The sequence below is a fragment of the Betaproteobacteria bacterium genome, from assembly GCA_016194905.1.
GTDB lineage: Bacteria > Pseudomonadota > Gammaproteobacteria > Burkholderiales > JACQAP01 > JACQAP01.
Genome location: JACQAP010000020.1, coordinates 57,073 through 82,112 on the forward strand (window position 1 = coordinate 57,073; position 25,040 = coordinate 82,112).

27 protein-coding genes are annotated in these 25,040 nt (G+C 59.6%); 10 read left to right on the plus strand and 17 right to left on the minus strand.

All coding sequences use genetic code 11. From position 1 onward, the window contains the following. Positions 1 to 66: 66 nt before the first annotated feature. Positions 67 to 240: a hypothetical protein gene (locus tag HY067_13710; GenBank protein MBI3529011.1), complete on the plus strand. Its 174-nt coding sequence runs from the start codon at positions 67 to 69 to the stop codon at positions 238 to 240. A 45-nt stretch (positions 241 to 285) separates the two neighbouring features. Beyond that, entirely contained in the window at positions 286 to 1,503 is a 1,218-nt protein-coding gene (locus HY067_13715; GenBank protein ID MBI3529012.1) for a hypothetical protein, read from the plus strand. 457 nt (positions 1,504 to 1,960) lie between these two features. Here HY067_13715 and HY067_13720 read toward each other — a convergent pair whose 3' ends face one another. The 5 genes from HY067_13720 to HY067_13740 all read right to left on the minus strand — a co-directional run bounded on the left by HY067_13720 (position 1,961) and on the right by HY067_13740 (position 5,155). Beyond that, on the minus strand, positions 1,961 to 2,203 hold the full coding sequence (locus HY067_13720; GenBank protein MBI3529013.1) for a hypothetical protein: 243 nt from the start codon (positions 2,201 to 2,203) through the stop codon (positions 1,961 to 1,963). Positions 2,204 to 2,533: 330 nt separating this feature from the next. Next, positions 2,534 to 3,244, minus strand: coding sequence for a site-2 protease family protein (locus HY067_13725; protein ID MBI3529014.1), 711 nt, complete (start codon positions 3,242 to 3,244; stop codon positions 2,534 to 2,536). Further along, complete coding sequence (locus HY067_13730; GenBank protein MBI3529015.1) at positions 3,241 to 3,600, minus strand: J domain-containing protein; 360 nt, start codon at positions 3,598 to 3,600, stop codon at positions 3,241 to 3,243. The genes HY067_13725 and HY067_13730 overlap by 4 nt, the downstream gene beginning before the upstream one ends. Before the next feature lie 8 nt (positions 3,601 to 3,608). After that, a complete protein-coding gene (locus HY067_13735) occupies positions 3,609 to 4,322 on the minus strand; it encodes a hypothetical protein (protein MBI3529016.1) in 714 nt (237 codons plus the stop codon). After that, positions 4,322 to 5,155: a DUF2167 domain-containing protein gene (locus tag HY067_13740; protein ID MBI3529017.1), complete on the minus strand. Its 834-nt coding sequence runs from the start codon at positions 5,153 to 5,155 to the stop codon at positions 4,322 to 4,324. Before HY067_13740 ends, HY067_13735 begins: the two co-directional genes overlap by 1 nt. Positions 5,156 to 5,563: 408 nt before the next feature. On the opposite strand from HY067_13740, the gene HY067_13745 reads away from it, so the two are divergent. Beyond that, entirely contained in the window at positions 5,564 to 5,863 is a 300-nt protein-coding gene (locus HY067_13745) for a hypothetical protein (GenBank protein ID MBI3529018.1), read from the plus strand. 128 nt (positions 5,864 to 5,991) lie between these two features. Here the strand turns inward: HY067_13745 and HY067_13750 are convergent, their stop codons facing one another. After that, the gene (locus HY067_13750) at positions 5,992 to 6,291 is read right to left on the minus strand and encodes a HigA family addiction module antidote protein (protein MBI3529019.1); all 300 of its coding nucleotides are present in this window, start codon (positions 6,289 to 6,291) and stop codon (positions 5,992 to 5,994) included. A gap of 7 nt (positions 6,292 to 6,298) precedes the next feature. Here HY067_13750 and HY067_13755 point away from each other — a divergent pair, with 7 nt between their 5' ends. After that, positions 6,299 to 6,652, plus strand: coding sequence for a nucleotidyltransferase domain-containing protein (locus HY067_13755; GenBank protein MBI3529020.1), 354 nt, complete (start codon positions 6,299 to 6,301; stop codon positions 6,650 to 6,652). 97 nt (positions 6,653 to 6,749) lie between these two features. Here HY067_13755 and HY067_13760 read toward each other — a convergent pair whose 3' ends face one another. From HY067_13760 to HY067_13775, 4 genes are all read right to left on the minus strand, one after another. Continuing rightward, the gene (locus HY067_13760; protein ID MBI3529021.1) at positions 6,750 to 7,886 is read right to left on the minus strand and encodes a metallophosphoesterase; all 1,137 of its coding nucleotides are present in this window, start codon (positions 7,884 to 7,886) and stop codon (positions 6,750 to 6,752) included. 260 nt (positions 7,887 to 8,146) lie between these two features. Continuing rightward, positions 8,147 to 9,163, minus strand: a complete 1,017-nt coding sequence (locus HY067_13765) for a hypothetical protein (protein MBI3529022.1) — start codon at positions 9,161 to 9,163, stop codon at positions 8,147 to 8,149. Next, positions 9,160 to 10,284 carry a hypothetical protein gene (locus HY067_13770; GenBank protein MBI3529023.1) on the minus strand — a complete coding sequence of 375 codons (1,125 nt, stop codon included), beginning with the start codon at positions 10,282 to 10,284 and terminating at the stop codon, positions 9,160 to 9,162. The genes HY067_13765 and HY067_13770 overlap by 4 nt, the downstream gene beginning before the upstream one ends. A 246-nt stretch (positions 10,285 to 10,530) precedes the next feature. Further along, positions 10,531 to 11,478, minus strand: coding sequence for an aldo/keto reductase (locus tag HY067_13775; protein MBI3529024.1), 948 nt, complete (start codon positions 11,476 to 11,478; stop codon positions 10,531 to 10,533). Positions 11,479 to 11,967: 489 nt separating this feature from the next. Here HY067_13775 and HY067_13780 point away from each other — a divergent pair, with 489 nt between their 5' ends. Then, complete coding sequence (locus HY067_13780) at positions 11,968 to 12,357, plus strand: hypothetical protein (protein MBI3529025.1); 390 nt, start codon at positions 11,968 to 11,970, stop codon at positions 12,355 to 12,357. Positions 12,358 to 12,517: 160 nt separating this feature from the next. Here HY067_13780 and HY067_13785 read toward each other — a convergent pair whose 3' ends face one another. The 4 genes from HY067_13785 to HY067_13800 form a co-directional block, all read right to left on the minus strand. Then, positions 12,518 to 14,140 (minus strand): ABC transporter ATP-binding protein, encoded by a 1,623-nt coding sequence (locus HY067_13785; protein MBI3529026.1) that lies wholly within the window; start codon positions 14,138 to 14,140, stop codon positions 12,518 to 12,520. Beyond that, positions 14,137 to 15,081 (minus strand): ABC transporter permease, encoded by a 945-nt coding sequence (locus HY067_13790; GenBank protein ID MBI3529027.1) that lies wholly within the window; start codon positions 15,079 to 15,081, stop codon positions 14,137 to 14,139. The genes HY067_13785 and HY067_13790 overlap by 4 nt, the downstream gene beginning before the upstream one ends. Beyond that, positions 15,081 to 16,022 (minus strand): ABC transporter permease, encoded by a 942-nt coding sequence (locus HY067_13795; protein ID MBI3529028.1) that lies wholly within the window; start codon positions 16,020 to 16,022, stop codon positions 15,081 to 15,083. Before HY067_13795 ends, HY067_13790 begins: the two co-directional genes overlap by 1 nt. A gap of 91 nt (positions 16,023 to 16,113) precedes the next feature. Beyond that, positions 16,114 to 17,688 (minus strand): ABC transporter substrate-binding protein, encoded by a 1,575-nt coding sequence (locus HY067_13800; protein ID MBI3529029.1) that lies wholly within the window; start codon positions 17,686 to 17,688, stop codon positions 16,114 to 16,116. A 192-nt stretch (positions 17,689 to 17,880) separates the two neighbouring features. Here HY067_13800 and HY067_13805 point away from each other — a divergent pair, with 192 nt between their 5' ends. From HY067_13805 to HY067_13825, 5 genes are all read left to right on the plus strand, one after another. Continuing rightward, the gene (locus HY067_13805) at positions 17,881 to 18,174 is read left to right on the plus strand and encodes a helix-turn-helix transcriptional regulator (GenBank protein MBI3529030.1); all 294 of its coding nucleotides are present in this window, start codon (positions 17,881 to 17,883) and stop codon (positions 18,172 to 18,174) included. 93 nt (positions 18,175 to 18,267) lie between these two features. Then, entirely contained in the window at positions 18,268 to 19,017 is a 750-nt protein-coding gene (locus tag HY067_13810; protein MBI3529031.1) for a glucose 1-dehydrogenase, read from the plus strand. A gap of 632 nt (positions 19,018 to 19,649) precedes the next feature. Further along, positions 19,650 to 19,925 carry a helix-turn-helix transcriptional regulator gene (locus tag HY067_13815; protein MBI3529032.1) on the plus strand — a complete coding sequence of 92 codons (276 nt, stop codon included), beginning with the start codon at positions 19,650 to 19,652 and terminating at the stop codon, positions 19,923 to 19,925. Positions 19,926 to 20,258: 333 nt separating this feature from the next. Further along, positions 20,259 to 21,449 (plus strand): hypothetical protein, encoded by a 1,191-nt coding sequence (locus tag HY067_13820; protein MBI3529033.1) that lies wholly within the window; start codon positions 20,259 to 20,261, stop codon positions 21,447 to 21,449. 114 nt (positions 21,450 to 21,563) lie between these two features. Beyond that, on the plus strand, positions 21,564 to 21,728 hold the full coding sequence (locus HY067_13825) for a hypothetical protein (protein MBI3529034.1): 165 nt from the start codon (positions 21,564 to 21,566) through the stop codon (positions 21,726 to 21,728). A gap of 1,022 nt (positions 21,729 to 22,750) precedes the next feature. Here the strand turns inward: HY067_13825 and HY067_13830 are convergent. The 3 genes from HY067_13830 to HY067_13840 form a co-directional block, all read right to left on the minus strand. Then, positions 22,751 to 23,647, minus strand: coding sequence for a TauD/TfdA family dioxygenase (locus tag HY067_13830; GenBank protein ID MBI3529035.1), 897 nt, complete (start codon positions 23,645 to 23,647; stop codon positions 22,751 to 22,753). A gap of 133 nt (positions 23,648 to 23,780) precedes the next feature. Further along, on the minus strand, positions 23,781 to 24,374 hold the full coding sequence (locus HY067_13835; protein MBI3529036.1) for a hypothetical protein: 594 nt from the start codon (positions 24,372 to 24,374) through the stop codon (positions 23,781 to 23,783). 191 nt (positions 24,375 to 24,565) lie between these two features. Beyond that, the gene (locus HY067_13840) at positions 24,566 to 24,952 is read right to left on the minus strand and encodes a nuclear transport factor 2 family protein (protein MBI3529037.1); all 387 of its coding nucleotides are present in this window, start codon (positions 24,950 to 24,952) and stop codon (positions 24,566 to 24,568) included. Between the last annotated feature and the right edge of the window lie 88 nt (positions 24,953 to 25,040).

Genomic DNA, 25,040 nt, shown 5'->3' on the forward strand with positions numbered 1-25,040 from the left:
CGTCGCCTGTATACCAACGGTCAGCCATACCGTTCAATGAGGTATTGACAATCTATACGATGAACGATGATGTTCTATCTCGGCTCGCTGGTTCGATATAACCCGCGATACTTAGGTAATTCTTACTCTAGCAAATATGGTTGGCTCATTGAGCGCTTTGTAAAAGCGAGTCCGCTAACGTTTATTAGGCATCTCAGTAACCTGATCGAGAACGTGGATCGGGTGTTCTTTAGACGGTAGCTCAACCGTGGATTTGAACACCCTTCGTTCTGTTGGTGACACGCTATGACAGTCATCGCGGCCTTTTCCGTGGGCGAGCATCCCATAGTATTCGGCGATCTCTTGATTACCGGCCCAAGCGAAAGTGCCGACCGACCTGTTGGCGTGCCGGCCATGCGCGAAGCCCAGGACTTCTTCGAGGGATCAGGTTGGGCGATCAAAGGACTTTCTCAAAAGGTGACCTTAATATCCAACGAATGCGTGCTCGCCTGGGCGGGTAGCTGGTTGGGCGCTCGAAGTGCAATTTCTTCTCTAAGAGAGCTGGCCCAAACAACTCCACTCAGCTACGAGAATATTGGGGAATGTTTGAAAGGTAATGCCGATCTAGGTCAGCATTCCGTTAGCCTGGTCGGTTGGATTCGGCAAGAAGATGGGATACAAAACTTCGGTTGGAATGCAGAGAAATTCGAGAGCCCAACGCTCAGTAGCATGATGCTTGCCGGATCCGGCTCGTTTGCATTGAAGGAATATTCGAAGTTGGCGGACGGCAGTGACTTTGCTTCGAATTCCCCAGACACTTCGTTTCATGCGGTAGGTCGGGCGCTTATGCTGGGTGGGATGCTCCTACAAAGTGAATATCGCGGCGGATACTCCGCGCCCACGCTAAGAAATATGTTCGGTGGCGGTTATCAAATAGCTTTGCACCATGAAGGCCGAGTTAAGAGAGTGAACGAATTGACGTACGTGTTTTGGGATGCGATGCTAAAGGGCAGAAAGCTCGGATTGACTATGCCCCAATTCCTAGTGAAGCAAAAATATCTCGGCGACTATTTGTTCTTGAGAAGTTGTCGCGTGGAGAATCAGGACGGGCATAACCCAGAGGTTGTTGATGAGCAGCGGTTTGTGGTTCCTCCTATGTACGATGCGGTGCCTCAAATTGACCATGCTGGGGTATCTGCAATCTCGTATCAATCACCTATGTACGTGCATTGCTTGCCTGTTTTCGCGCCAAATCACTTGGGGATATACACCCGTGTGGTTCAACAGGGCTCAAGCGGAGAGCCAACAATGCGATTCGAAGACAAGGAAGAGGGCCGAATTGTTGTTGGTTTTCGTCGCGACATCATGGAAGAGCTTTTTTCCGATCTCAATAAAGCTGTTCACCAAGGTGAAAAACGTACCCACGATGAACGCCGAAAGGCATCACCAGCTAAGCGAAAACTGAAACCTAAGCGCGGCGGAAAGAAAGGGAAGGGCGCCAAGCAGACCAGGCGGAAGCGTTAGCCTTTGGTTGCAACCCCCGAAAGCATAAATGCCGCTTATTTTTTCTCGGGGTCGATCTTGTTGCTGAACTGAATACCAGAAACACGAGGGTCAGGAAACACGAGTAGGAAACACGAGAGGAAACAGGGAAACACGAGGGGCTAGCCTTTTGCCTGCAGTCGGCGGAGTTTATGAAATGCGATCTAGCTCACCCTGATCCGTTCTCACAGCTTCGGAAAGCTGGCTTCAAATCTGCAGTGTACGTATTCAATTCGTAGAGCAACCTGATTGAATCCCAAAGCTTGATCCATTCGCAGCCAAATTCCTCGGCCGCAAACCTCTCGGGCACTTCCTTGAGCAATGAAACTACCGTTTAAATGCATGGGCTCGATTTCATTTCGCTTGCGGCTTGACCCGGGTCGAGCTTGCAAAACGGCATTTCTCAATCACCGGTTGTCTTTAAAGACGTTCGTCCTGCTCAGCGATACTTTCGCGTGCACCGGATGATGGCTTCGTTGCTTCCCGCTTTGAGGCAGGTGCGGGCATCCTTGTGACGATCGACCTGAGGGCGGGTATTGCGAACCAAGACCGTGGTCTTCGCCGCGGACATCTCCTCGGCTTTCGCCGACTTGGAATTGTCCTGCTCTACCGCAAACGCGGCACCGCCCGCAAGCAGGAATGCGAAGGCAACTGCTGCAACTGGAATCGATTTGATTTGCATGAAAACGCGCTCCCTGAAAGATTGCACAGGATGATGATCCGGCGCGGTCGTGGGTTCGTCAAGGGAGAAAAGCGGTCGCGGCAGACGTCCCATGCCAATGGCGTGATCGGCGACGCATTTGTCGTCACGTTGCGACGGTCGTCACGTTTAATGCGAATGTCGGCACAGAGCGGTGGTACGAGGCTTGGCCTGCAGTGTGCAGTAGTGAGTCGTAAATTTATCCGACCGATTCCCTACTTGGTTCGTTTATCAAATCTCTTTTCACCCTAAGCCGTTTGGCCACGCCAAGTTCGAATTCTCCGATCAGCGTGCGCTGAGGACCGCGCGCCGTCAGAAAGAACTGACCTTCAATTCCTCGTAAGTCTCGAACGCCATCACCGCGAGAAGTCCCGCAAGCACCAGATACTGCGCCGCATATTTCAGCCTGACTTCGCGCGGCGCCCGGTAGTAATCCGACGCGAGGACATTCTTGTCCTTGAACGCCGTCCAGAGCTGGGGGAGGGCGAAGAGTCCGATGAGAATCAGGAGCGGGCTGGGGCGCCAGATGAACAACGCGACCAGCATCGGAAAGCCTAGGAACCAGATTCGCGGGGAGATGACGGAGACGATGCGGCCGCCATCCAGGGGCGAGACCGGAATCAGGTTGAACAGGTTCAGGACGAATCCGGCGTAAGCCAGAGCCAGCAACAGGTGGCTCCCCGAGTCGATCGCTAGAAGGTAACAAACGAAAGCCCCCGCGCTTCCCAGCATCGGGCCGGCGATGTCGACGAAGGCTTCCGTTTCCGCATCCATCGGTTGTTCCTTCAACTGGATCCATGCGCCCACGAACGGGATGAAGGTGGGGGCGCCGACATTCAGTCCGCGTTGCTTCGCCGCCAGGAAATGACCCATCTCGTGCACGAAGATCAGGAGGACGAAACCCACCGCGTAGCGCCAGCCGAAAACAAAGGAGTACGCGAACACCGAGAGCAGCATTGTGCCGCCGGTCGTCAGGAATTTCCCCAGCTTGCCGGCGGCGAACAATGCGGCGAGCAGCTTCAGGCGCGCTCTCCGCGTTGCCGCATGCCTTCTTCGTAGGCGACGTTGATTTCCTTCGACTTGCGTTCGGCGACGGTCTTCAGCTCGTCGCCGAGATTGGCGACTTTGTCGGGGTGATATTGGCTCATCAGCGTGCGGTAGGAAAACTTTATTTCGGCCGCCGTCGCGTCGGGCGATACGTTCAGTGTTTCGTACCAGGTCGGTTCCGCGTTTTCCTCTTTGAGATCCCGATCGGGAGGAGGGGCCGATTGATATTCCGGCGCGGGCTGTGCTTTCGGCTTGTCCATGATCAGTTTCGAGACGATCCAGTAGCCGAAGTAGAGCCCGGCAAGCGCGATGAGGATTTCAGTCGTGGACATGATGTTTTCTATTCCGCCAGTTGCAGGCGGTGCGCCTGCAACTTCGCCATGCGCTCGGTGCCTTCTTCCTCCAGTTCGATCTCTTCATCGAGGCGAAGGATCAGTTGCTGCCGGGTCTTCGCCTGACCATCGAGATCCTGCAGGCGGCGCGCGGCGGTGACCAGATCTTCCCCGACCTTCGGAATGGATGAAAGCGTCCTGACGACATTCAGTGCGAACGGCGGGCAGGTCAGATATTCGAACGCGAACTTGCCGACCTGCTTTATCGACAGATTCATTTTGTTGCGATGGAACCACAGGTACGCCAGCAGGGAAACGATGCTGAGATAAAGCAGCACGACGGCGGCCAGCAGCATGCCGTGACCCAGCCGGGTAAAGAAGCCCAGAGGCAGCATCACGAACAGCGCAACGGCTGTGCTCCATACCAGCGCCACCATCGGCAGGGGAACCTTTCTCCTTGCCTGCCAATTCTCCACCCCGGGTTGCGGCGGAATGCCTTCGAACCGCCAGGACAGCCGGAACATCGGCCGATGCGGAAACCAGGGCACCGGGATAAACAATTCCTTTCCCCGTATTCTGGGCTCGCGGAAGCCGAAGCGAACCTTCCAGCCCTTGCCCGCGGGAACGAGGACGCCTTCATTGCAGTAAAGCAACATCATCGAATCGTAGAGGTACAGCCCGACGGCGAGAACCATCAGCAGGACTTCTTCCTGAAGCGGCATCACTCTTTCTTTTTGAACATGGATTTGAAGCCGGCCACCGCCGCTACGAAAACGCCGACAAGAATCTTCCAGAACGCCACGAAAAAGCCGCCGATGACCGCCCACAACCCTTTCTTCGTGGCAACGGCCGCGGCGCCACCGAGTATCAACGCACCCAGGCCGTAGGCCGCGAGCTTGTCGCCTTGCTTGAACTCCGAATAATTTTCGCCGGGCGCATAGGAGAATTGCTCCAGCGCGGTTTTGAATATGGCCGAGTCGGCCGCCAACGAACTGGTGCCGGTGACCAGCGTGGCGCTCATCACGCCCGACCGGCCAAGCAGGCGGCTCGTGTAGTTGACGTTGGTGCGACCCTGTTCATTCCTCAACCGCAAGCCCCATTCCAGGCGCTTGGTCTGGTTGTCGTAGTGCGGGAGGACTTCCCAGCCGTCCGTGTATATTTTCGACATACCCAGGCGCTGACGCTCTTCGTTGGAAGGCTCGTCGTTCGCCTTCAACGACTTCAGCAATTCATCAGGATCTATTTTCTCGTCGTCCTTCACATATCCGGAAGGGTTGAAAGAAAAAACCGCGAACCATGCGAGCGTTTTGGGTGCGAACAGATAGTGACCTTCGGGGGGAGGGTTGCCCATCAGTTCAAGAAACCGCCGCGTATTCTTGTCGTCCAGAAAAACATAGCCGTCGGGGACCTTGATCGTCGCCTTGTCGCCGATCCGGGCTTCGGATGGGCCGACTTGCCAGGCGAGCTTCTTCAGCTCCGTCTCTATCGTCGAGTCGCCCTGAGCCCATCCGAAAATCGGCCAGACGAGAAATAAAACCCACAGAACCTGCCGCATGATGCGCATCCCCTTTGCTAATTGCGCAATAAATCTGCGCGTTGAAATTCAGGACTATTGACTCAACCCTTCTTCGAGGGATGGTGGAGAAAATCGACCGGGCGGAGAAACATGACAGCCCGGGAATTCACCCGCCCGGCATATTGCGCCACCGGATGTCGCCTTTGCAAGCGACGAGAGCATGCCGTCTAAGTTGCATAAGGAACTATGCGATCACAGGAAGGGTAGGCCTTGCCTTTTGCCTGTCGTCAAGGAAGAACGAACGGGGCGGGCCTGCAGTGTGAATAAAGGATCACGCGATCGGACGAGTAGCAGCGGCGTCTCGTGGAGTGAATAAGAATGATCCGCAGACTTGTAAAATGGACAATTAGCCCAACTTACAAGACTCGACCAATCTATTGAGCCCCCATGAAAAAGCCGCCCTCCATGGCAACCAAGTTTCAAAGCAGCATCGCGAAAACCGAAGCGGTAGGCGGAACGTCGGAGGTAAAAATCATGTTCACCGACGAAAGCGGTTTTTCGTTTCAGGCTGTAGCCGGCGATCCGAAGCCAAAGGTGAATGGCGCCGGGGATTCATTGGCGCATGAATTCTCTGCCGGAGTGAACAAATACACCTTTCTCGCCGCCGGCGTGCAAATGGCATTCAACGATGGGAGCTCCTGCAACATGAATTTCGGCAAGGCGATCGGCGCCTTGCCGTCGTCGTAGTCCGCCGCAATATCTCGTCGCGATCACACGGAATTGTCGGCTCGCTCCTGCAGATTACACTCATCAATACAGCCCGACAGGTTCGGGCCTACACCCCGAAGCGAACGCGGCTTCGGCTCTTTCGACAGTCAAGCAGCCATCGGTCTGACCAGTGATTCGATTTCCGCTTCGGCATCATCCTTTGCCAGACGCAATTCGTAGTCCTTTTGCAAATTCAGCCACAAGTCGGGCGTCGTGCCGAAATAGCGCGCCAGCCGAAGTGCGGTATCGGCGGTGATGCCGCGTTGGCCCTTCAGTATCGCCGTGATCCGGTTGGCCGGCACATGCAGCGCGTTCGCCAGCGCATTCGCCGTCAGCCCGTGCGGCTCCATTCCGGAAAGCCCGATATTCCCCGAGATTAAATCCCTGGTTGCGAAGACCTTCGGCATCGCCGACGTGGTGCGTGAGTCGCTGCAACCTTTCGCCCGGAAGATCCTCGCCGCGTTCATCTACGGTTCGGTGGCCCGCGGGGAACACGATGCATCAAGCGACGTCGATGTGCTTGTGGTGGGCGATATCGCGCCATCCCGGCTTGCGCCGATGCAACTGGAGCTCGGTCGTATTCTCGGCCGCCGCATGTCCGTCGTAGTCTACGGCGCGGCCGAATTCCGCAAACACATCGCCGAGCGCGAACACTTTATCGCAAACCTGATGACGCAACCTCGTATCTGGCTCATCGGCACGGAGGCGGATCTTGCGGCCTGGTATGGCAACGGCGCTAGACAATCTCGTCGTCGCAAGGCAGCTTAAGGCGGAGCCGTCCTCGCCGGCTGAGATCGACGCGCTGTCCCCGCGCCTGCCACGCTTTAACCGATTGCAGTTCTGCGGGCGCCCGCTGGTCATGACTTCAGGCCGGCACCAGCCTGAGATGGGTAATTTCGGAAGGCGCGCCGAAGCGCTTGGGCGGCCCCCAGTAGCCGGTGCCGCGGCTTACGTAAATCCAGAGGTCGTCCAGACGATGCAACCCCGCGGCAAACGGCTCCAGAAGCTTCACGACAAAATTCCAGGGAAAAAACTGTCCACCATGCGTATGGCCGGACAGTTGCAGGTGAAAACCGGCTTTCGCAGCAGCGAAGGCCGATCGCGGCTGATGCGCAAGCAGCACTTTCACGGCGGCCTTTTTGGGCGCGCCAGCCAGCGCCGCAACGGGATCGCTCCGATGCGCAGGATCGAAATGATGCGCGCTCAAGTCGGTAACCCCGGCCACCACGACGGACTCTCCGAAGTGCTCGAGCACGACATGTTCGTTCAGGAGCACCGACACGCCGAGGCGGCGCATTTCAGCAATCCAGGCATGTACACCGGAGTAGTACTCATGATTCCCGGTGACGAAGAAAGTGCCGTAGCGCGCCGACAACCGTCCGATCGGCTCCGTATGCGCGGCAAGCCGCCCGACGCTGCCGTCCACGAGGTCTCCCGTGATCGCGATCATGTCCGCTTCCAGGGTGTTCACCGCATCGACGATCCTGCTCACGTAGCCGTGTTTGATGGTCGCGCCGATATGGATGTCGGTGATCTGGACAATGCTGAATCCGCGCAACGTCTCCGGCAAGCCTGCGATCGGAACCTCGACCGTCCGTATCCGAGCCCGACGTCGAGCATTGACGAAGCCGACTATCGTGATGAGAACGGCAAGAACCGGTACCGCGGCCGCACTCCATGCGCGCAACTGCTGGAAGGCGGCCGCATCGATCAACGAACCGCTCGCGGCAACTCCCGACAACAGGACCACTTCGCGCAACAGCGTCAGGATCAGGAGCGTCGAGAAGAATCCCATGGCCAGGAAGCCCGCTCCGGCCAGGTGATCCGCACAGGGATTCTGTTTGTTCCGGCGCGCGTACTCGGCGAATGGCAGCACGGACAGTGAGAGGGCCAGCAAGAGAACTGTCGCAACAACGCCCGGCACGCCGAAAGGCATGTCGGGAACCAGGCGCCATCCCATGTAGAGATGGAGCAAAAGGACTAGGACAAACAGTCGGAGCATGGTGGCCCGCTTTCAGGGCGTGTTCGCACGTCCCCTTATCCAAAGGGACAACGACTCTGAGATGGGGCGTCTGACGCCAGATACAAGCACGGCTGCTTCCAGTTTGCGAGGGGGGGACTACCAAGTCTGCATAATTGCATTTTCAGTGCATGTAGACGAACGACTGCCGTGCCTTAGCTCAACTCGTCTGCCAGAGCTCTTTTCACCGCGGACGTTCGGACATTCGTCCACGGAATTCCAGGATCTTGGGATCAAGAGACCTATTTCAGCAGGTTATCGAACGATTCCTTGATTCCGTTCCGCACTGCCGGCAGCTCATCCCGTTTTTTCTCGACCAGATCGTATAGATCCATGCCGAACACCAGATGGACATCGTTGGAGATGCCCTCCACTTCCGATTTGTGCAGTGTCAGTCCCGCCGAGTATCGGCCGTAGCGGAACAGCGCGCCGTAGCCCATGCCCTGTCCTGTGCTGGTCGTGACGACGGCCGAGACGCCCCACCACTTCGCGTAGCGGCTATCGTCGACGTATCTCACAAAGCCGATGGGTTCCAGCAACAGGCTTCCCTCCAGATTCGCCCGCTCGCGGCTGCGCGTGTTGATCTCAACGCCGGCAGACGGACGCAGGAACACGACCTGGGTCTTGAACAGCGGATCGGCATCCGACTTCCCAAGACGCTTGCCATTGAGCCACAGTTCCCAGGGCCACATGGGCAGGCCGTTGCGGATGAGGTCTTCGTGATCCGTCGCCTGCTTTTTGACGGCGAGCCACAGCGCCTTCTTATCCTTGTCCTCCTGGGCGGCGAGGGCGATGCCGACATAGCCGGCGATAGCCACCATGTCGTGGGCGTACGCGGGGACCGGACCAGGCCGGCATGGAATGGTGGCCTTCGACCCGGTCGTGTCGCGTTCGAACAGGATCGCGTCACCGGTGTCGTCGTCCCTGGAGATTTCCCACAAGCTCGACTGGCGCGATGTCGGCGCGCGCAGATGCCGAAGAAAAGTCTGCACCTGCTGGGTTACCCTCTCCTCGGGGCGGAGCGATTGCTCATACGCATCCGCGAGCCGGTTCGTCGCCGCCTGCGGGCGGCCGGCCACGAAATCGGGGTAGGTCTGGTCTTTCAGTACCTCGCGTTCGAACTCTGGTGATGGGGTGACCGGGACGCCGCACAGCCTCGCAACTTCCTGCGCCCTGCTCGTCGATGACGGCAGGGCGAAGCACACCGCAACCAGGAGCCACGCCACACGCACTTTCCACTCCGGGACAGAAAGTCTCATACCAACTCCTTCAGCGCCTTGAACTTCGCCATCAGATCCTGGATGTCGCCTACGCCGATCATCGCTTCAAGCTTCTCGCGCAATTCAGCTTGGAGGGCCTCGCCGAGTCCATGCCAGCCCTCTTCGGCCAGCTTTTTTGATTTGTCGATATCGTCCGGCGTGACGACATCGGTCATGCGGACCAGCAGCGGCATGTGCACGAGCGGGTTCGAGAGGTAGTGGCCGAAACCATGCACGTTCTTCTCATGGATATGGTCGACGTCGATCCGCTTGCCGTTGGTCCGGTTGCCGACCGCAAAGCGCTTCACGTTGCAGATCGGATCGAACCGGTTGTTGACGTCTCGGAAAGCAGCGCATTGCAACAGGTTGTCGTGCATGCTGCTGAGGTAGTCGCCGTTCACCCGGCTGATCAGCGGGATCACGTTGGACACGAGCAGCAGCGTATTGACCGGGAAGGGCATCGGCCGATCGGGATGGTCGCGTGTGCCCGTTTCCACTTTCTCGAAGTGATCGCGTTGATCGTCTGACAGGGTTGTCGAAGCGATCAGTTCGGGCGCTTTAGTGATGGCCCGCGACGTCGCAAGCGTCGACTTGTCCTTCAGGAAGTCGGCGGTGGCAAGTGTCCACAAGGCATCGTGCGCGACTGCCGTTCCCATGGAATGCGCGACGATCCCGAACTTCGGGAACTGGCCCTCGAGATTCTGCGCCTTCAGGTGCCGCTGGAGCACCTCACCCGCGAACACCGACGCGACACGCAATCGCACCGCACGTGCCACGAGGTCGAAGCCCCCGTACAGCAGTACGTCGCCGCCGTAGTCCGCGTACTCGTTCTTGTTGTCGCCGACCCCGGTGAGCAGGGATTGCACCTTGCCGATCCAGTCGATGTTGCCACCGACGGGGCCGAGGTCCTCGGCGAGCTGCGCCCACTTCGACAACACCAGGTCGAACAAGTCGTCGTAGAGAATCTCGACGGGGTCCACGAAATCGGAGAGGGACTTGCCCTGGAAGCAAGCGTACTGCTTCATGGCTTCGTTCAGCGCGACGACTGGCCCGTCAGGCGCTTGCGACCATCCTTTGCCGTGACGACCGATACCGTGGACGAAAAAGATCACGTTCTTCATGGGACGGCCTCCGACAAGTGTGGGGGACACATCATCCGGCCTCGACGAGTCGCATCGTCGTCTTGACCGGTGGACTACTCGAACATCATAGTTGGCGGAAGGAGAAAGTCAACCGACGGGATCGTGCCTTGATTCTTGCGGGGATTTTGATCAGAGATCTTTTCACTGCGGGACGTTCGGACATTCGGCTGCGTAATTCCAGGACCTGCGGAATCCCCGCCTAGTTAAGAAAGGAAGTGATCCGACTCAACGGCCCGCCGCGTCGAGCCGTGCGAGCTTGACGGCATCGAGCTGCAGCCGGGTGGCTGCGAACAGATCTTCGAGTTGGGGCAGGGACGTTGCGCTCGCAATCGGAGCCGTGATTCCGGGCTGGGCCATCAGCCAGGCGAGCGCGACGCGCGCCGGCGTCGACGACGTTTCCTTCGCAACACTGTCCAGGGCGTCGAGAATGCGGTAGCCCCGCTCGTTGAGGTATTTCTTCACGCTTTGCCCGCGCGGACTTTTCGCGAGATCCGCTTCGGAACGATATTTTCCCGTCAGGAAGCCGCTCGCGAGAGAAAAGTAGCTGATTACGCCCACGTTGTTGCGAACGCAGACCTCCCGCAGCCTGGCTTCGAAATCCGCACGGTCGTAGAGGTTGTAGTTCGGTTGCATCGACTCGTAGCGCGGGAGATTGTGCTGATTGCTCACGGTGAGCGCTGCCTCGAAGCGTTCGGCGCTGTAGTTCGAGGCGCCGATGACCCGGACCTTGCCGGCCTTGATGAGCGCGTCGTAGGCGCCCAGCGTGTCCGCCAGCGGCGTCCCCGCGTCATCGGTGTGCGACTGGTACAGGTCGATATGGTCGGTCTGCAGGCGCTTGAGCGAATCCTCGACGGCGCGCTTTATGTAAGCGGGCGAGAGGCCCTTCTTGTTCGGCGCCATCTCCATGCCGACCTTGGCGGCGATGACGACCTTGTCGCGCTTACCGCTCTTCTTCATCCATTTGCCAATGATGGTTTCCGATTCGCCGCCCTTGTTGCCGGGGACCCAGCGCGAATACGTGTCGGCCGTGTCGATGAAGTTGAAGCCTTCATCCACAAACCGGTCAAGCAGGCGCATCGAGGTCGCCTCGTCAGCCGTCCACCCGAAGACGTTGCCACCGAATGCGAGGGACGAGACTTCCAGGCCTGAGCGGCCGAGCTTGCGTTTTTGCATGCCGATTCCTTCGTCGAAAGAGGAAAAAGTCGTGCACTCACGAACTCGCCGGGCCGTGGCTCACAGCAATGATCCTTCAAATCTGCGCTGGCGGGATATGGATCTTGAATATCGATTGATGAGGATCAGGTCCGCATAGCATAAACTGCCTTTTACCAACGACTGCAGGCCGCCAGGTAGGGCAAGCGCGAACTACTGATTCCCACTTCACAATGCCGTGGCCGAAGCTCGCAACCGGTGTGTGAAAATCATCGTTCGTTAGTACGGGATGACAGTGCTTGATAGGGCGTTGGTGGGACGGAGACGCAGAAGGCGGCCAAGACGTAACTACTAAAGTGAGTTTGGATCGAACCAGATGCGATGAGGGCCAATATGCAATTATGCACGTCTCTGACAGACCCGCATGCCACCTAGCGCCTACTATGTGAGTGTATGAAACCGCTATCTGCAACCTGCTGGCCGTCGTGCGCCAGGGAAAATCGTTCGCGAATGATCAAGATCGGACACGCAGGCATGCTGGTGGCAGCCGGCTTCTTGCTCAATGCGCTTTTGTCGTCAGGCTTTGCCGAAGAGACGAAGATCCGTCCCGGGACAATCATCCAGTTCAAAACCGCGACTCCAGCCTGTTTCTCCCGGGAAGGCCTGCAGGAATACCTGACGTATCTCGTGAGACGCGAGAAAGCCAAAGCCAGGGCCATGTTGTTCGAGTCCGGCGGGAACAAGTGCTTCATTCTGCCGCCGACGAAGAAACTCAAGGTGATTTCCGCAGAATATAATCCCGGTTCGGATGTCGCGCTCCTGCAAGTCGTCGGCGCCGATGTCACATCAGCCGAGGGTACTTGGACTTTGGCAACCGGAGCCGTTCCGGTCAGCCCGTGACGATCCGCCTCGCGGCATGAACGTACTGATGGGGTCAAATCGGAAAATCGCGTCAGCCTGACCCCTCTGGCATCACTCTGGCTCTCACGCCTCTAGCCCTCTGTTGGCTCTCTGGCTATGGCGACGCGCATGCGTTCGTTCTTCTGTCTTGCCGGTCTGATCAGTTAACGCCGCCGAAAGCAAAGCCGCGCCCCGGCGCTGCTTCCAGCAATGCTCGGGTGTACGCATGGACCGGATGCCGGAACACTTCAGCAATCGGCCCCTGCTCCACGACTCGCCCCCGCTGCATCACCGCCACCCGATTGCAGATCTGCGCCGCAACCCTGAGATCGTGCGTAATGAAAATCATGGTCAGTCCCAGGCGCCCCTGCAGGTCCCGGAGCAGATCGAGAATCTGCGCCTGAACCGAGACGTCGAGCGCGGAGACCGCCTCGTCAGCGATCAGCACCTCGGGCTCGATCGCGAGCGCACGGGCGATGCAGATTCTCTGCCTCTGTCCGCCCGAAAACTCATGCGGATAGCGGTCGAGGGAGCGTTGCGTCAGGCTTACCAGCTCCAACAGCTCGGCCGCCTTTTTGTAAGCTTCACTGCGGGCCGCACCGAAATTCATCGGTCCCTCGGCAATCGCGGCGCCGACTGTTCGGCGCGGATTGAGAGAGCGGTACGGGTCCTGGAACACCACTTGCACCTTGCGGCGGAAGCGCAAAGCCGCCTCGCCGCGCAGCCGCGTCACCACCTCGCCGTCGAGTTCGATTTCGCCACTGCTGGGTTCAATCAGCCGCGCGATCATGCGGGCGACGGTGGACTTGCCCGATCCGGATTCGCCGACGATGCCGAGCGTCTCTCCCCGGTTCACACTCAGTTCTACCGACTCGGCCGCCCGCACCTGGTGGCTGCTGCGCAGCCAGCGGCCGCTTTCGAACACCTTACCGAGGGCGCGGGTGCGCAGATGAACCGGCGCCTGTGCCCGCGATTGCGTATTGCGCGGAACGAGGCTGGGTACGGCATCGAGCAGCATGCGCGTGTATTCGTGCCGCGGATGCACGAGCAACTCCCGCGCCGGCCCGGATTCGACGAGCTCGCCGAGCTTGAGCACCGCGACCCGGTCGGCGATCTCCGAGACCACGCCGAAATCGTGAGTGATGAACAGCACCGCCGTACCGTTTTCGCGCTGCAGCTCGCGGATCAAGTGCAGGATCTCCGCCTGGGTGGTGACGTCAAGCGCGGTGGTGGGCTCGTCTGCGATCAGTAGCATCGGCTTCAGGATCAGCGCCAGGGCAATCATGATGCGTTGGCGCTGTCCGCCCGAAAGCTGGTGCGGGTAGGCGGCGTAGATTCGCGCCGGGTCCGGCAGCCGCACGCGCTCGAGCATTTCCAGGATGCGCGCGCGCCGCTGCGCCTGTTTGACAGCCGTATGCTGGCGCAGCAGTTCGTCGATCTGAGAGCCGCAGGTCATCACCGGGTTGAGCGCGGTCATCGGCTCCTGAAATATCATCGACATCTTTTCTCCGCGCAACCGGCGCAGCCTGTCCGGCGCCGCCTGCAGCAAGTCCTCGCCCGCGAGCAGTACGCGTCCGGTAACCGGCCGCACGCCGGCCGGCAGCAGACCCATCACGGTATGGGCGATGACCGATTTGCCCGAACCCGATTCGCCGAGCAGGCAAACCACTTGCCCGGCAGCTATTTCAAAGCTGACCCGGTCGACGGCATGTAGGCGATCGGCGCCGGGCGGCAGCCGCACGCGCAGGTCTTCAACGCGCAGAACCGGCATTGCGGCGCTCATATCTTGCGCGCCCCACGCTCGTTGAAACGCGGGTCGAGCGTGTCACGCAGCCCGTCACCCAGCATGTTCACGGCGAGCACCGTGAGCGCGAGGAATACGCCCGGGAACAGGACATTGTGCGGATACTGGTTAAACTGCAGCCGCCCCTCGGCCATGATGTTGCCCCAGGTCGGCACGTCCGTTGACAGACCCGCACCGAGAAAACTCAGGATCGCCTCGACCAGGATGGCCGATGCACAGATATAGGTGCCCTGCACGATCAGCGGCGCCAGCGTGTTGGGCAGGATGTGGCGGTAGAGCAGCCTGAAGGTGCGGGTGCCGACCGCTACCGCTGCCTCTACGTAGGGCTCCTCCCGGATCGACAGCACCAGTGAGCGCGTCAGCCGCGTCACGCGTGGGATCTCGGGAATGGCGATGGCCAGGATGACGGTCCACAACGAGGCGCGCCACAGCGACACCAGCGCAATCGCGAGCAGGAGCCCGGGAATCGCCATTATCCCGTCCATGATGCGCATTACGATGCCGTCGAGCCAGCGCACGTAGCCGGACACCAGCCCGATGGCCACACCCGCCAGCAAGCTGAGCGCAGCCACCGTTATTCCCAACACCAGCGAGACGCGGCCGCCGTAGAGCACCCGGCTGTAGATATCGCGCCCATAACTGTCGGTGCCCATCCAGAAGGTATGGGCAAAGCTGTCCCCGAGAAGCGTGGTGACCGTGGCGGCGGCGCCCGGCAACAGGTCGCGATTGGTCGGGTCGATCCATGTCGCATCGATGGTGCCGAGCCAGGGCGCGCACGCGGACACGATACCCAGCACGATGAGCACCATCCCGCCGATCAGCACCGCGGTGTTTCCGAGCAGCCTGCGCGACGTACCTCGCGCCGCAAGCGCTTCATCCCGTCCGGGAGATTCCAGAGTCGGATCGGAAAGCGGAATCATCAGTAGCGAATGCGTGGGTCGAACAACGTGTAACTGAGGTCGATGAGCAAATTGACAACCACGTATGCGGCGGAGAACAACAGGATTACGCCTTGAATCGTGGGGAAATCGCGCGCCAGCACGGCATCCACGGTAAGCCGCCCCAGTCCGGGGATCGCGTAGACGCTCTCTGTCACCACCACGCCACCGATCAGCAACGCGATGCCGATTCCGATCACGGTCACGATAGGGATGGCGGCATTGGCCAGCGCATGGCGGACCAGCACCACGGGCTCCGGCAGCCCCTTCGCGCGCGCGGTGCGCACAAAGTCCTCGGTAAGCGCGTCGGATACGGCGGCGCGCGTAACGCGCGCAATCAACGCAATGTAGATCACCGACAGGGTGAGGCTCGGCAGGATCAAATGTCGCATGCATGGAATCAAGCCATCGGCAATCCGGCGATAGCCCTCCACCGGAAGCCAGCCGAGTTTGAGCGAAACCAGCCAGATCAGCAGGTAGGCAAGCACGAATACCGGGATGGAGAAGCCGAGCGTGGAAAAACCCATGAGGACGCGGTCGAGCCAGCCACCGCGTCGCCAGGCCGCCAGCACCCCAAGCGGAACGGCAACCAGTACCGCGAGCACGATGGTGGCGAGCGCCAGCGCGAGCGTGGGTTCCAGCCGCTGCGCGATCAGCGCGGTCACCGGCATCTTGAAAAAGAACGACTCGCCGAGATCGCCGCGGAGAACGGCAGCGATCCAGATGCCGAACTGTACCGCGAGCGACCTGTTGAGCCCGAGGCTGTCGCGGATCTTCGCGATCTGCTCAGTCGTCGCGCTGTCGCCGGCAATCACCGCCGCCGGGTCTCCGGGCGTGAGCCGCAGCATCAGAAACACGAACACCGCCACCACCAGCAGGACGGGAATCGTGGCAAGAATCCGGCGCAGAATGAAACGAAGCATCTGGAAGAAAGGGTTCGTCGCTGACGAATCTGGTTAATCGGGCATACCGTCAGGATCTCGATGCAGCAGATCCCCGGCGACCTGCACGCGATCAGTGCTTCTGCAGATTCCAGGGCACTAGGAAGAAGCCGATCACGAACCCGGTCACATTCTTGCGGGCCGCCACGGGAAAGTTGTACTCGCCTACCGGCACGTGAGTGCCGATTTCCATGGCGCGCGCCTGCGTCTTTTCCGCCAGCGTCTTGCGTGACTTCTGGTCGTCCGCACGGGCAAAGGCATCCCGCAAGTCCTCGAGCGCTTTGTCGCAAGGCCAGCCGAACCAGGTCTTGTCGCAGGCGGCGTTGAGCGCCGAATTGGAGATCGGGTTCATCACGTCCACCGAGGCCCAGACCGTGAGGAAGATATTCCACCCGCCTTGCGAAACGGGGTCCTTCTTGGCCCGGCGCGACACCAGCGTTTGCCAGTCCATCGCCTGCATGTCCACCTTGAACCCGGCCTGGCGCAGCAACTGGGCGGCGACGACCGGCAGCTTGGCGATCACCGCAAGGTCGGTGGGCTGCATGATCACTACCGTAGTACCGTCGTAGCCGGAATCCTTGAGCAGTTGCTGGGCCCGCTTCATGTCCGGTTTGGCGATAAAGTCCATCGCGACTTCGGTGGCATAAGCGGTACCGCAGGGATAGACGGAAAAACAGGTGCGGTACATCTCGGGGATGCCCACCTGAGTGCGCAGGAACGCAAGCTGGTTCATCGCGGCCATTGCCGCCTGGCGCACCTTGGGGTTGTCGAAGGGCGGTTGCAGTTGGTTGAAGCGCAATATCGCTTGATATCCGAGCGGGTTGGTCTCAACCACCTGGATGTTCTTGTCCGCCTTGAACGATGCATAGAGCTCGTGAGCCGGCGCTTCGATTACGTCGATCTCGCCAGCTGCGAGCGCGTTGGCCTGGGTCTGGGGATCCTTGATGATCACCCACTCCACGCGGTCCACGTTGACCCGTTTGCCACCGGCGGTACCACTGGGCGGTTCCGGGCGCGGCTGGTAGTTCGGGTTCTTGACGTAGACCACCTTCTCACCCGGCTTCCATTCGTCTTTCCTGAAAATGAAGGGACCGGAGCCGGTGTAATCGTCGATCTGCTTGTCGGCGGGCGTTTCCGCCACCCGCTTGGGCATGATGAAAGGGACGTTGGAGCTGGGCTTGCCGAGAGACTCGAGCACCAGACCGTAGGGCTCGGTGAGTTTCACGCGCAAGCTCCTGGCGTCAATCGCTTCCATGCTTTCGACAAAAGACATGAGCTTCTCGCCCATGCTGTCGCGCTTGCCCCAGCGGCTGAGCGAGGCGATGACATCCTCGCTGGTGACCGTGGCGCCGTCGTGAAAGGCAAGTCCTTCGCGCAGCGTGAAGGTCCAGGTCTTCTTGTCCTTGCTGACCGTGTATTTGTCCACCATCTGCGGCCGGATCCCGCCCTTGGCATCCATGCCGAAAAGCGTGTCGTAGATCATGTAGCCGTGATTGCGGGTGATGTAGGCGGTGGTCCAGATCGGATCGAGAATGGTGAGATTCGACTGCGGCGTGATGCGCAGGATCTTCTCGCCTTGCGCGGACGCTGGCCCGCACAAAATCAATGCGAAAAATCCGGCAAGCACCAGAAGTAAGCGCAAGCGCATATGTGACCCCTTTTCTTCGCGGACTGCCCGGATGGTAAGGCAAGAGATGTGCCGAGCAATACCACCCGTCTGCGCCGGCACGGCAGGTCACATCAGAATGCCATACCACGCACCTAGGCGCACCGTCATCGCAGGAATACATATATTGACCTTTCCTGGACATCCGAATCCGATCGGGTTTACCTTGGAATCATGGCAACCTCCAAAGATGCTCGACTGACGGACCGGCAGATTGCGCGGATCTCCCGCGCCCTGGCCGAACCGCGACGCTATCAGATCCTCAAGCAGATCGGGTCCTCCGACGACCCGTGTCCCTGCAGCGTCCTGCACCAAGCCCACGACGTAAGCGCCGCGACCCTCTCTCATCACATCAAAGAGCTGGAGACGGCCGGCTTGGTCCATATCGTTCGCGAAGGCAAGTTCATGAACCTCGTCCTCCAACGCGACGTACTGCGCGCCTACCTGGACCGACTCTCGAAAATTTAATCCTGCAGAGCCGTGCATGGTTGACTTCACGCTTTTTCAGTTAGATACTTGTCTAATCGTCTAATTGAAGACGAATTGATTAGGAGAATGCAGATGAGCAAGTTGACAGGCAAGGTGGCCATCGTGACGGGCGCGTCGAAGGGAATCGGCGCGGGGATCGCGAAGGGCCTGGGCGCTGCGGGGGCTGCGGTCGTGGTGAATTACGCCTCCAGCAAGGAGGGTGCGGACCGCGTTGTCGCGGAGATCAGCAGCAAGGGCGGCAAGGCGATCGCGGTCCAGGGCGACATGTCGAAGTCGGCCGACGTGCAGCGGCTGTTCAAGGAAACGAAGAAGGTGTTTGGATCGCTGGATGTGCTCGTGAACAACGCGGGGGTCTTTGAGTTTGAGCCGCTCGAGGCGGTCACGGAGGCCGAGTTCCACCGGGAGTTCAACACCAACGTCCTCGGTCCGATGCTGACGATTCAGGAGGCGATGAAGCATTTCGGGCCCAAGGGCGGAAGCGTGATCAACATCAGCTCCGTCGCCAGTGCAAACCCGGTGCCAAACTCGGTGGTGTACGCGGCGACCAAGAGCGCCGTGGACTCGATCACGCGCGGGCTTGCGAAGGAGTTGGGACCCAGGAAGATCCGGGTGAACGCCATCGCTCCGGGTGGCGTGGAAACGGAAGGCACCCATCGGATCGGAGTCATCGGAAGCGACTTCGAGAAGCAGATGGTGGCGGAGACCCCGCTTGGACGATTTGGGCAGCCGGAGGACATCGCGCAGGTTGCGGTGTTCCTGGCCTCAGATGACTCCGGATGGCTGACGGGCGAGAGAATTACGGCATCCGGCGGCTATCGGTAAGGCCGCGCGATAAGGTCCGCCCTCTGCCGATGGTCATGCAGAGGGTGGACCCCTTGGTCTGCCTAACAGCTCAAACAGTTACTTGTCTACCTGCTCGGATGTCGCTTGATCGCGTGACGGTTTTTCGGTCGACGGCGCCTTGTCCTGACTCGCGTATTCAAGCTGGCCCAACACCGAATACCCACAGGCGCACCGGATGTCTCTCTCCCGAGTGGGTGCGCTCTGTTCCTGGGGAGGGGTGCCTCCCCTTTTTTTCGACTATCGGTGCCAGCGCATGCTCTTCGAGAACGGCACCGGAGACCGCCAAAGAGGAGCGAGGAAACCCGGATCAAGCTCGCGGTGCGCATAAACTTTCTTTCTCAAATAGCAGCTTGTCCGGTCAATAAATGGTCTTCATGGGATGTGCCACTACCGACCGGTTAATCCCCCATCCGTTCCCGTGGTTTTGAATGACTGCTTCGCCTTGGCAAGCGAAACGTCCGAAGACCGCTGAAACAATCAGACTAAAGTCAAGAAGATTCTTGCATAATGTTTTGGTCGCCCACCAAGATTACCTAGCATGAGACTTGCCCCGGTAAAGTCTGCGGCGCAAAATGCGCGGTCACACTCGAATGCACCGTAGGGATACCCGGATGAACACCTCAATTCTCCAATTTCTGAGAGACAACGGCGAACAAATGGACGCCGAGATTGCCAAGGCGCTCCGCATGCCTAAGGCGCTGGTTCAGAAACACATTTCGCAACTTTCATCGGCGGGAGAAGTGATCTGCTGTCAGGCGACACGATTCTTCAACGGAAAGAAGGTCGAGGGCGTAAGTTGCCGTCTGTCCGCCTACATACCGCCGCGCGCCACGGGGCCCAAGCCCGGAGCGAAGCGAGGCGTCGCCCCTGTGACGAGTGTCGCGTGAGGCAATGATCGATCCAGGCAGATCCTCGCCTCGCTTCACATTAGGAACAAACCGATCTGAGCGCAGTTAGATCAAATGAAACGGGCACCGAATGGTGCCCGTTTCTTTTTCAGCGCCTACCCTCTGGAGTGGGTACGTGGAGGAAAAACCGGGGCGCTCCTGCAGTGTGCACAAAGCGTTTTCTTGGGGCCAGCGCAGCCTGATCCTTTCCTTTCTTCCCGGCCAAGCCGCGGTTGACATCGGATGATCGGCTATTACACTCCATGTCATCCGAGTGCTGGAGGTGGCACGCGCTACCGAAAGCCGGCTGGTCACCGTCAACATGAGGAGTCGATGATGAAGTTGAATCGTCATGCGTTCCGTGTTCGCCCCGGCATGCGCCAAGGTCTGCGAACGGAAGTGCCGATCCCGACCCGGCTTGTATCCAACGAGGAGTTTCCGCCGCTGCTGCAGACCGCCGCCCAGCGGGAGGTGGAGGCCCGGATCCTGGCCGAGGCGGGACGCCTGGCCGCGAGGCTCGGCGTCAGCCGGCGGGACTTCCTGCGGACGAGCGGCGGGATGGTGACGTCGTTCCTCGCGATGAATGCGGTCTTCGGCCGGTTCTTCAACGTCTCCGAAGCCGAGGCGGCGGATCAGGCGGCCGCACGGGAACTCAAAGGCGGTCCCCTCTTCATCTTCGACGTGCAGCTTCACTATGTCGGGGCGGGATACGACCCGACGAATGCGGAGGCCGAGCGCAAAGGCGCCGTCGCCAAGGGCAATCTACTGCGCTTGCGCGGTCGGGCGAAGCAAATGAATCCGAAGCTCGCATCCGACAGCGGCACCCTCGCCGACCTTTCGTGGCAGAACTTTATCAAGGAGGTGTTCCTCGACAGTGAGACCGCGATCGGGCTCATCTCCACGCCGCCTGGGCCTTATCCGAATGAGGCGGTCGTTCCGCCGAAAGAAATGACGCACATCCGTGACGAGATCAACCGCATCACGCAGTCGCGCCGGATGCTGGCTCATGGTCTGGTGACGCCGCAGTTGGGGCAGACCGATCTCGACTTCATGGAGATGCAGGCGGAAACGCTGAAGGTCGACGCCTGGAAGGGCTACACCGGGTCCTGTCCCAAGGGGTTCGACCGGGGCTGGTTCGTCGACGACGAGAAGATCGCTTACCCCATGCTCGAAAAGACCCGCCAGCTCGGAATACGGCGCTTCTGCGTCCACAAGGGCCTGCCGCTCGGCCCCGTCGCCGATTACAACCATCCGCGCGATCTGATCAAGGCGGCGAGGGATTTTCCCGACATCGATTTTCTCGCCTACCACTCCGGGCTGCTGGGGGTGGCGGCGGCGAAGGCGTCGGGCGAGGTGCCCTGGACCACCGAGTTCTGCGAGATGAAGAAGAAGAATCCAGGCATCAACAACATCTACATGGAGCTGGGCTCCACCTTTGCGCAGCTCGTCACGACCAACCCCACGGCCTGCGCCCATCTGCTGGGCCAGATGATCGAAGCGTTCGGCGCGGACCACGTGCTATGAGGGACCGACTCGATCTGGTACGGCACGCCGCAGTGGCAGATCGAAGCGTTCCGGCGTTTCGAGATTCCCGACGCACTGATCGAGAAGCATGGGTACGCACCGCTGACCCGCTCGGTGAAGGAGCAGATCTTCGGCCTGAACGGGGCGCGGGTTTTCGGCGTCGACGTGAATGCCAAACGCAACGAAATTCCCAGCGACTATCTGAGCCGGATCAAGATGAGTTATCTCGAGGAGGGCGCTGACCCGAGCCACCACTGGTACGGTTGGGTCGCGGCCTGACGGGCCGTCGCTTCCCTGTCATTTGGCGCCGGCTCCCCGGCGTCTTCGATCACAATTCCGGTGCTGAGAAAGAGCTTTTTTCGAACACGAAAAAGCGTTCGTTCTCGTAGCGGAATCGATTTCCTGAAAATGAAACGCCCCGATCGATTTCACGTTCGGGGCGTTTTTTTTGGCGCCCAGGCATTCCGGCATGATCGAGTGCCGGCGATAGACCGGGTCAAGCGTGCATAACTTTTTTTCTCGAACGAACGCGATCACGTCTACAAATTTGAATGAGCAACAAAAGGCCGGGTTGTTTCATCGTTTCGTAATCTGCCGCGGCTAATCTGGCCAGCGTTCCCGCCCGTGTGAGAAAACCAGGGTACAAAGGGGCGGGAGCATTCGCGCTGACGTCATATTCAATCGACCCATTCAGATTGCAAAGACCCGCTGACCAGTTGCAAGTAAGGTAATCCGCGCCAGGCCTGCCGCAGGTATGGAGACCAAGCAAACGGGCACCAATCGGTGCCCGTTGCTTTACAGGCGCCAGGCGGCGCCTTTCGATGCGTTGCTCACGTCGGGTTAGGCCGATACTTTCTAGTGGGAGACGAGTCCGAAATCTATATGCTGAACACCCAGGCCGCGAACAAAATCACGCACAGGATCTGCACGATAGCCAAATGCAGCGTGCAGCGCATGATGGCCGTCGTCAGCACTGAAACACTCAATCCTCGCAACACGTTGGTCTTCATGCCCTCTCCCTCTTGGCTTTCACAACCACGCGCGGGCAAGAAAAACTGGACCTGTCCGCATCCCGACGCGTCCTTACGTGGATCGCGCTGGGCGGGATGCTGTTGCCAACCTTTGGTGCGGGCAAGCCGGCCGGGCGGTGTTGCTACCAGCGCTGCTCCGAGTATCGAAGAACGCTACAATGGAGTAGTCGGACCGTCTCGGTTGCCCGACGAGCCGCTAACTGACCAGAGGGAATTCAGATCGACAAGCGGGCCTGGAGTCAGGTTGTAGGGCTCTTGGCCCCCAAGGAACTAAGCTGCTGCAGGAACTTCGATCCCTTCCTGCTCGCACGTGGGCGCAACGTCCGACACCGTCGCGCGCTGCATGTCACGCGGCCAGCGCAAATCGTCGTAGCCTTTGCCGCGATGCATGGTGCAGCGGTTGTCCCACATCACGAGATCGTGCATGCGCCAGCGGTGCGTGTAGACGAACTGCCGCTGGGTCGCGTGCTCGATGAGCTGCTGTAGCAATGCCTGGCCTTCCTCTTCCTTGATGCCGAAGATCCGCCCGGCGTGGGAGGCGAGATACAGCCCCATGCGCCCGGACCCGGCATGCCGGCGTACCAGGGCCTGCGGAACCGGCGGCAGCGTCTGATTCTCCTCGTCGGAGAAATCGGTAAAGCCCAGTTTTTTGCGCGAGTACATGATGGCGTGCTCGGCAACCAGCCCGCGCAGGCGTAGTTTCATTTCATCCGCGAGGGCATCGTAGGCGGCCCGCATGTCGGCGAACTCGGTCTGGCCGCCGACCGGTGGAATGCTGCGTGCGTACAGCAGCGAGGCTTTCGCCGGCAGACGTCGAAACGAGCTGTCCGTATGCCACATCCGGTTGCCCATTTCGAACATGCGCTTGCGGCTCTTCTCGCCCCAGATCCCGTCGTTTGGATCCAGGTTGGATACGTCCGCGATTTCGGCGCGGACGCGCAACTTCGCGTCGCTGCGGGTGGCATGAATGGTGGTTTCCAGCGGGCCGAAGTTGCGCGCGAAATCGAGGTGCTGGTCGGTCGATAGCTGCTGGTCAGGAAAGACCAGCACCGAGTAGCGATTGAACGCCGCATCTATTTCGGCGCAGTCTTCACCCGACAGGGGTTTCGAGAGATCGATATCGCCGATCTCGGCGGCGAAACTTTCGGTAACAGGGTAAACCGTCATTGGCTCCTCCCATTTTTATCATCAGGGTGTCCGGAAACTATAGCGCCGCCGTCCAGGTTGTCAATTGTCCGTATTCCGTTCATGGGCAATCCAGGTCAGGCATGCACCACGCTTGCAGATTGCATTCGTCATTTCACTCCGCCTTGAACTCGATCACGATTCCAAGAAGCGGTGTGTCTCCTACATTTTTGACCATATGGATCACCGGCGGGCTGAAGGCGGGACGGTCGGGTATGGTCTCCACGAACTTCGACGGCTCGCCGTCGGGCCACTGCTGAAGACGAGCCTGGTTCAACTGGATGACGACGCGCTGGCTGTGGCTATGCCGCGCGCGGGTATCGCCGGGTGCGAGTTTTTCTTCGAAGACGAAAAAATCCTTACCGTCGTAGCGGATCGTGTTTTTCTCCGGCGGGATAAGCTCGCCGGGTGACTGGCCCGGAGGGTGATCTGTCTTGATCGCTACTTCGAAGAAAGAACCGCCGTTCGGCGGTTCGTACGATTGCCCCGGCCCGAAGACCGCGATGTCGCCACGTGCCATCGTTCGTCGGGCACCGTCCGAGGTCAGTTCGATATCGCCAAGGGCCACGATCACGCGGTCGGCGCATTCCGGACCATGCGCCAGGGCGCACGGTGCTGCGTCCCGCGTGACGCGGACGTAATCATTGTCGAGGACGATCTCGCCGGCGAAAGCGGAGATCGACAGCAGCAGGAGCGCCAGGAATCTCATCGCCAAGAATCTCATCGGTTACCTCGCAGTAGAACACCGGGGTCTGGCCCGAAGGTAAATGGAGAGCACCCAGCGCGCAGAACTGCATTATGGATGCATTTATACGGGCCTGCGCCTGTTATCGCCCCAGTCAGATGAGAGACAGCGCCAGCATGAGGTGATTTGTTGGTCGGCGGGTGCCACCACGTTGATTACTTGCCCTTGACGTAGCCCAGGCTCTCCACGATGAGGTTGTCGCGCACACACGTCAGGTTCACGCCGCGCACGGAATTGCTGTCGCCTTCGCCCCATCGATACCGCCAGCGGACGATCGCCCGCTCCCCGGCGATGAAGATATCCTCGACCTCGAAGTGTGTGCCTGGTGTGGTTGCAATTCCCTGCCAGAGAGCCAGGCATGCCTCGCGCCCCACGTGCCGCGAGCCATTCGGCGCAGGCTGCGAGTTCTCGACGACGCATTCCTCCGCGACCAGATTGGTCAGGGCGGCCGCATCATGACGATGAAACGCCTCATTGAACAGCCGGATCACTTCTGCCGTCGCGCTGTCCGTCGCCGACACCGGCTCTTTCGCATTACTCATGGCCTTGCTCCCGAATTATTGAGTCCTACAAAATTAGAGACAAACATTCCCTCATCCCATTCCTTCTCCCTGAGGGAGAAGGGCATGC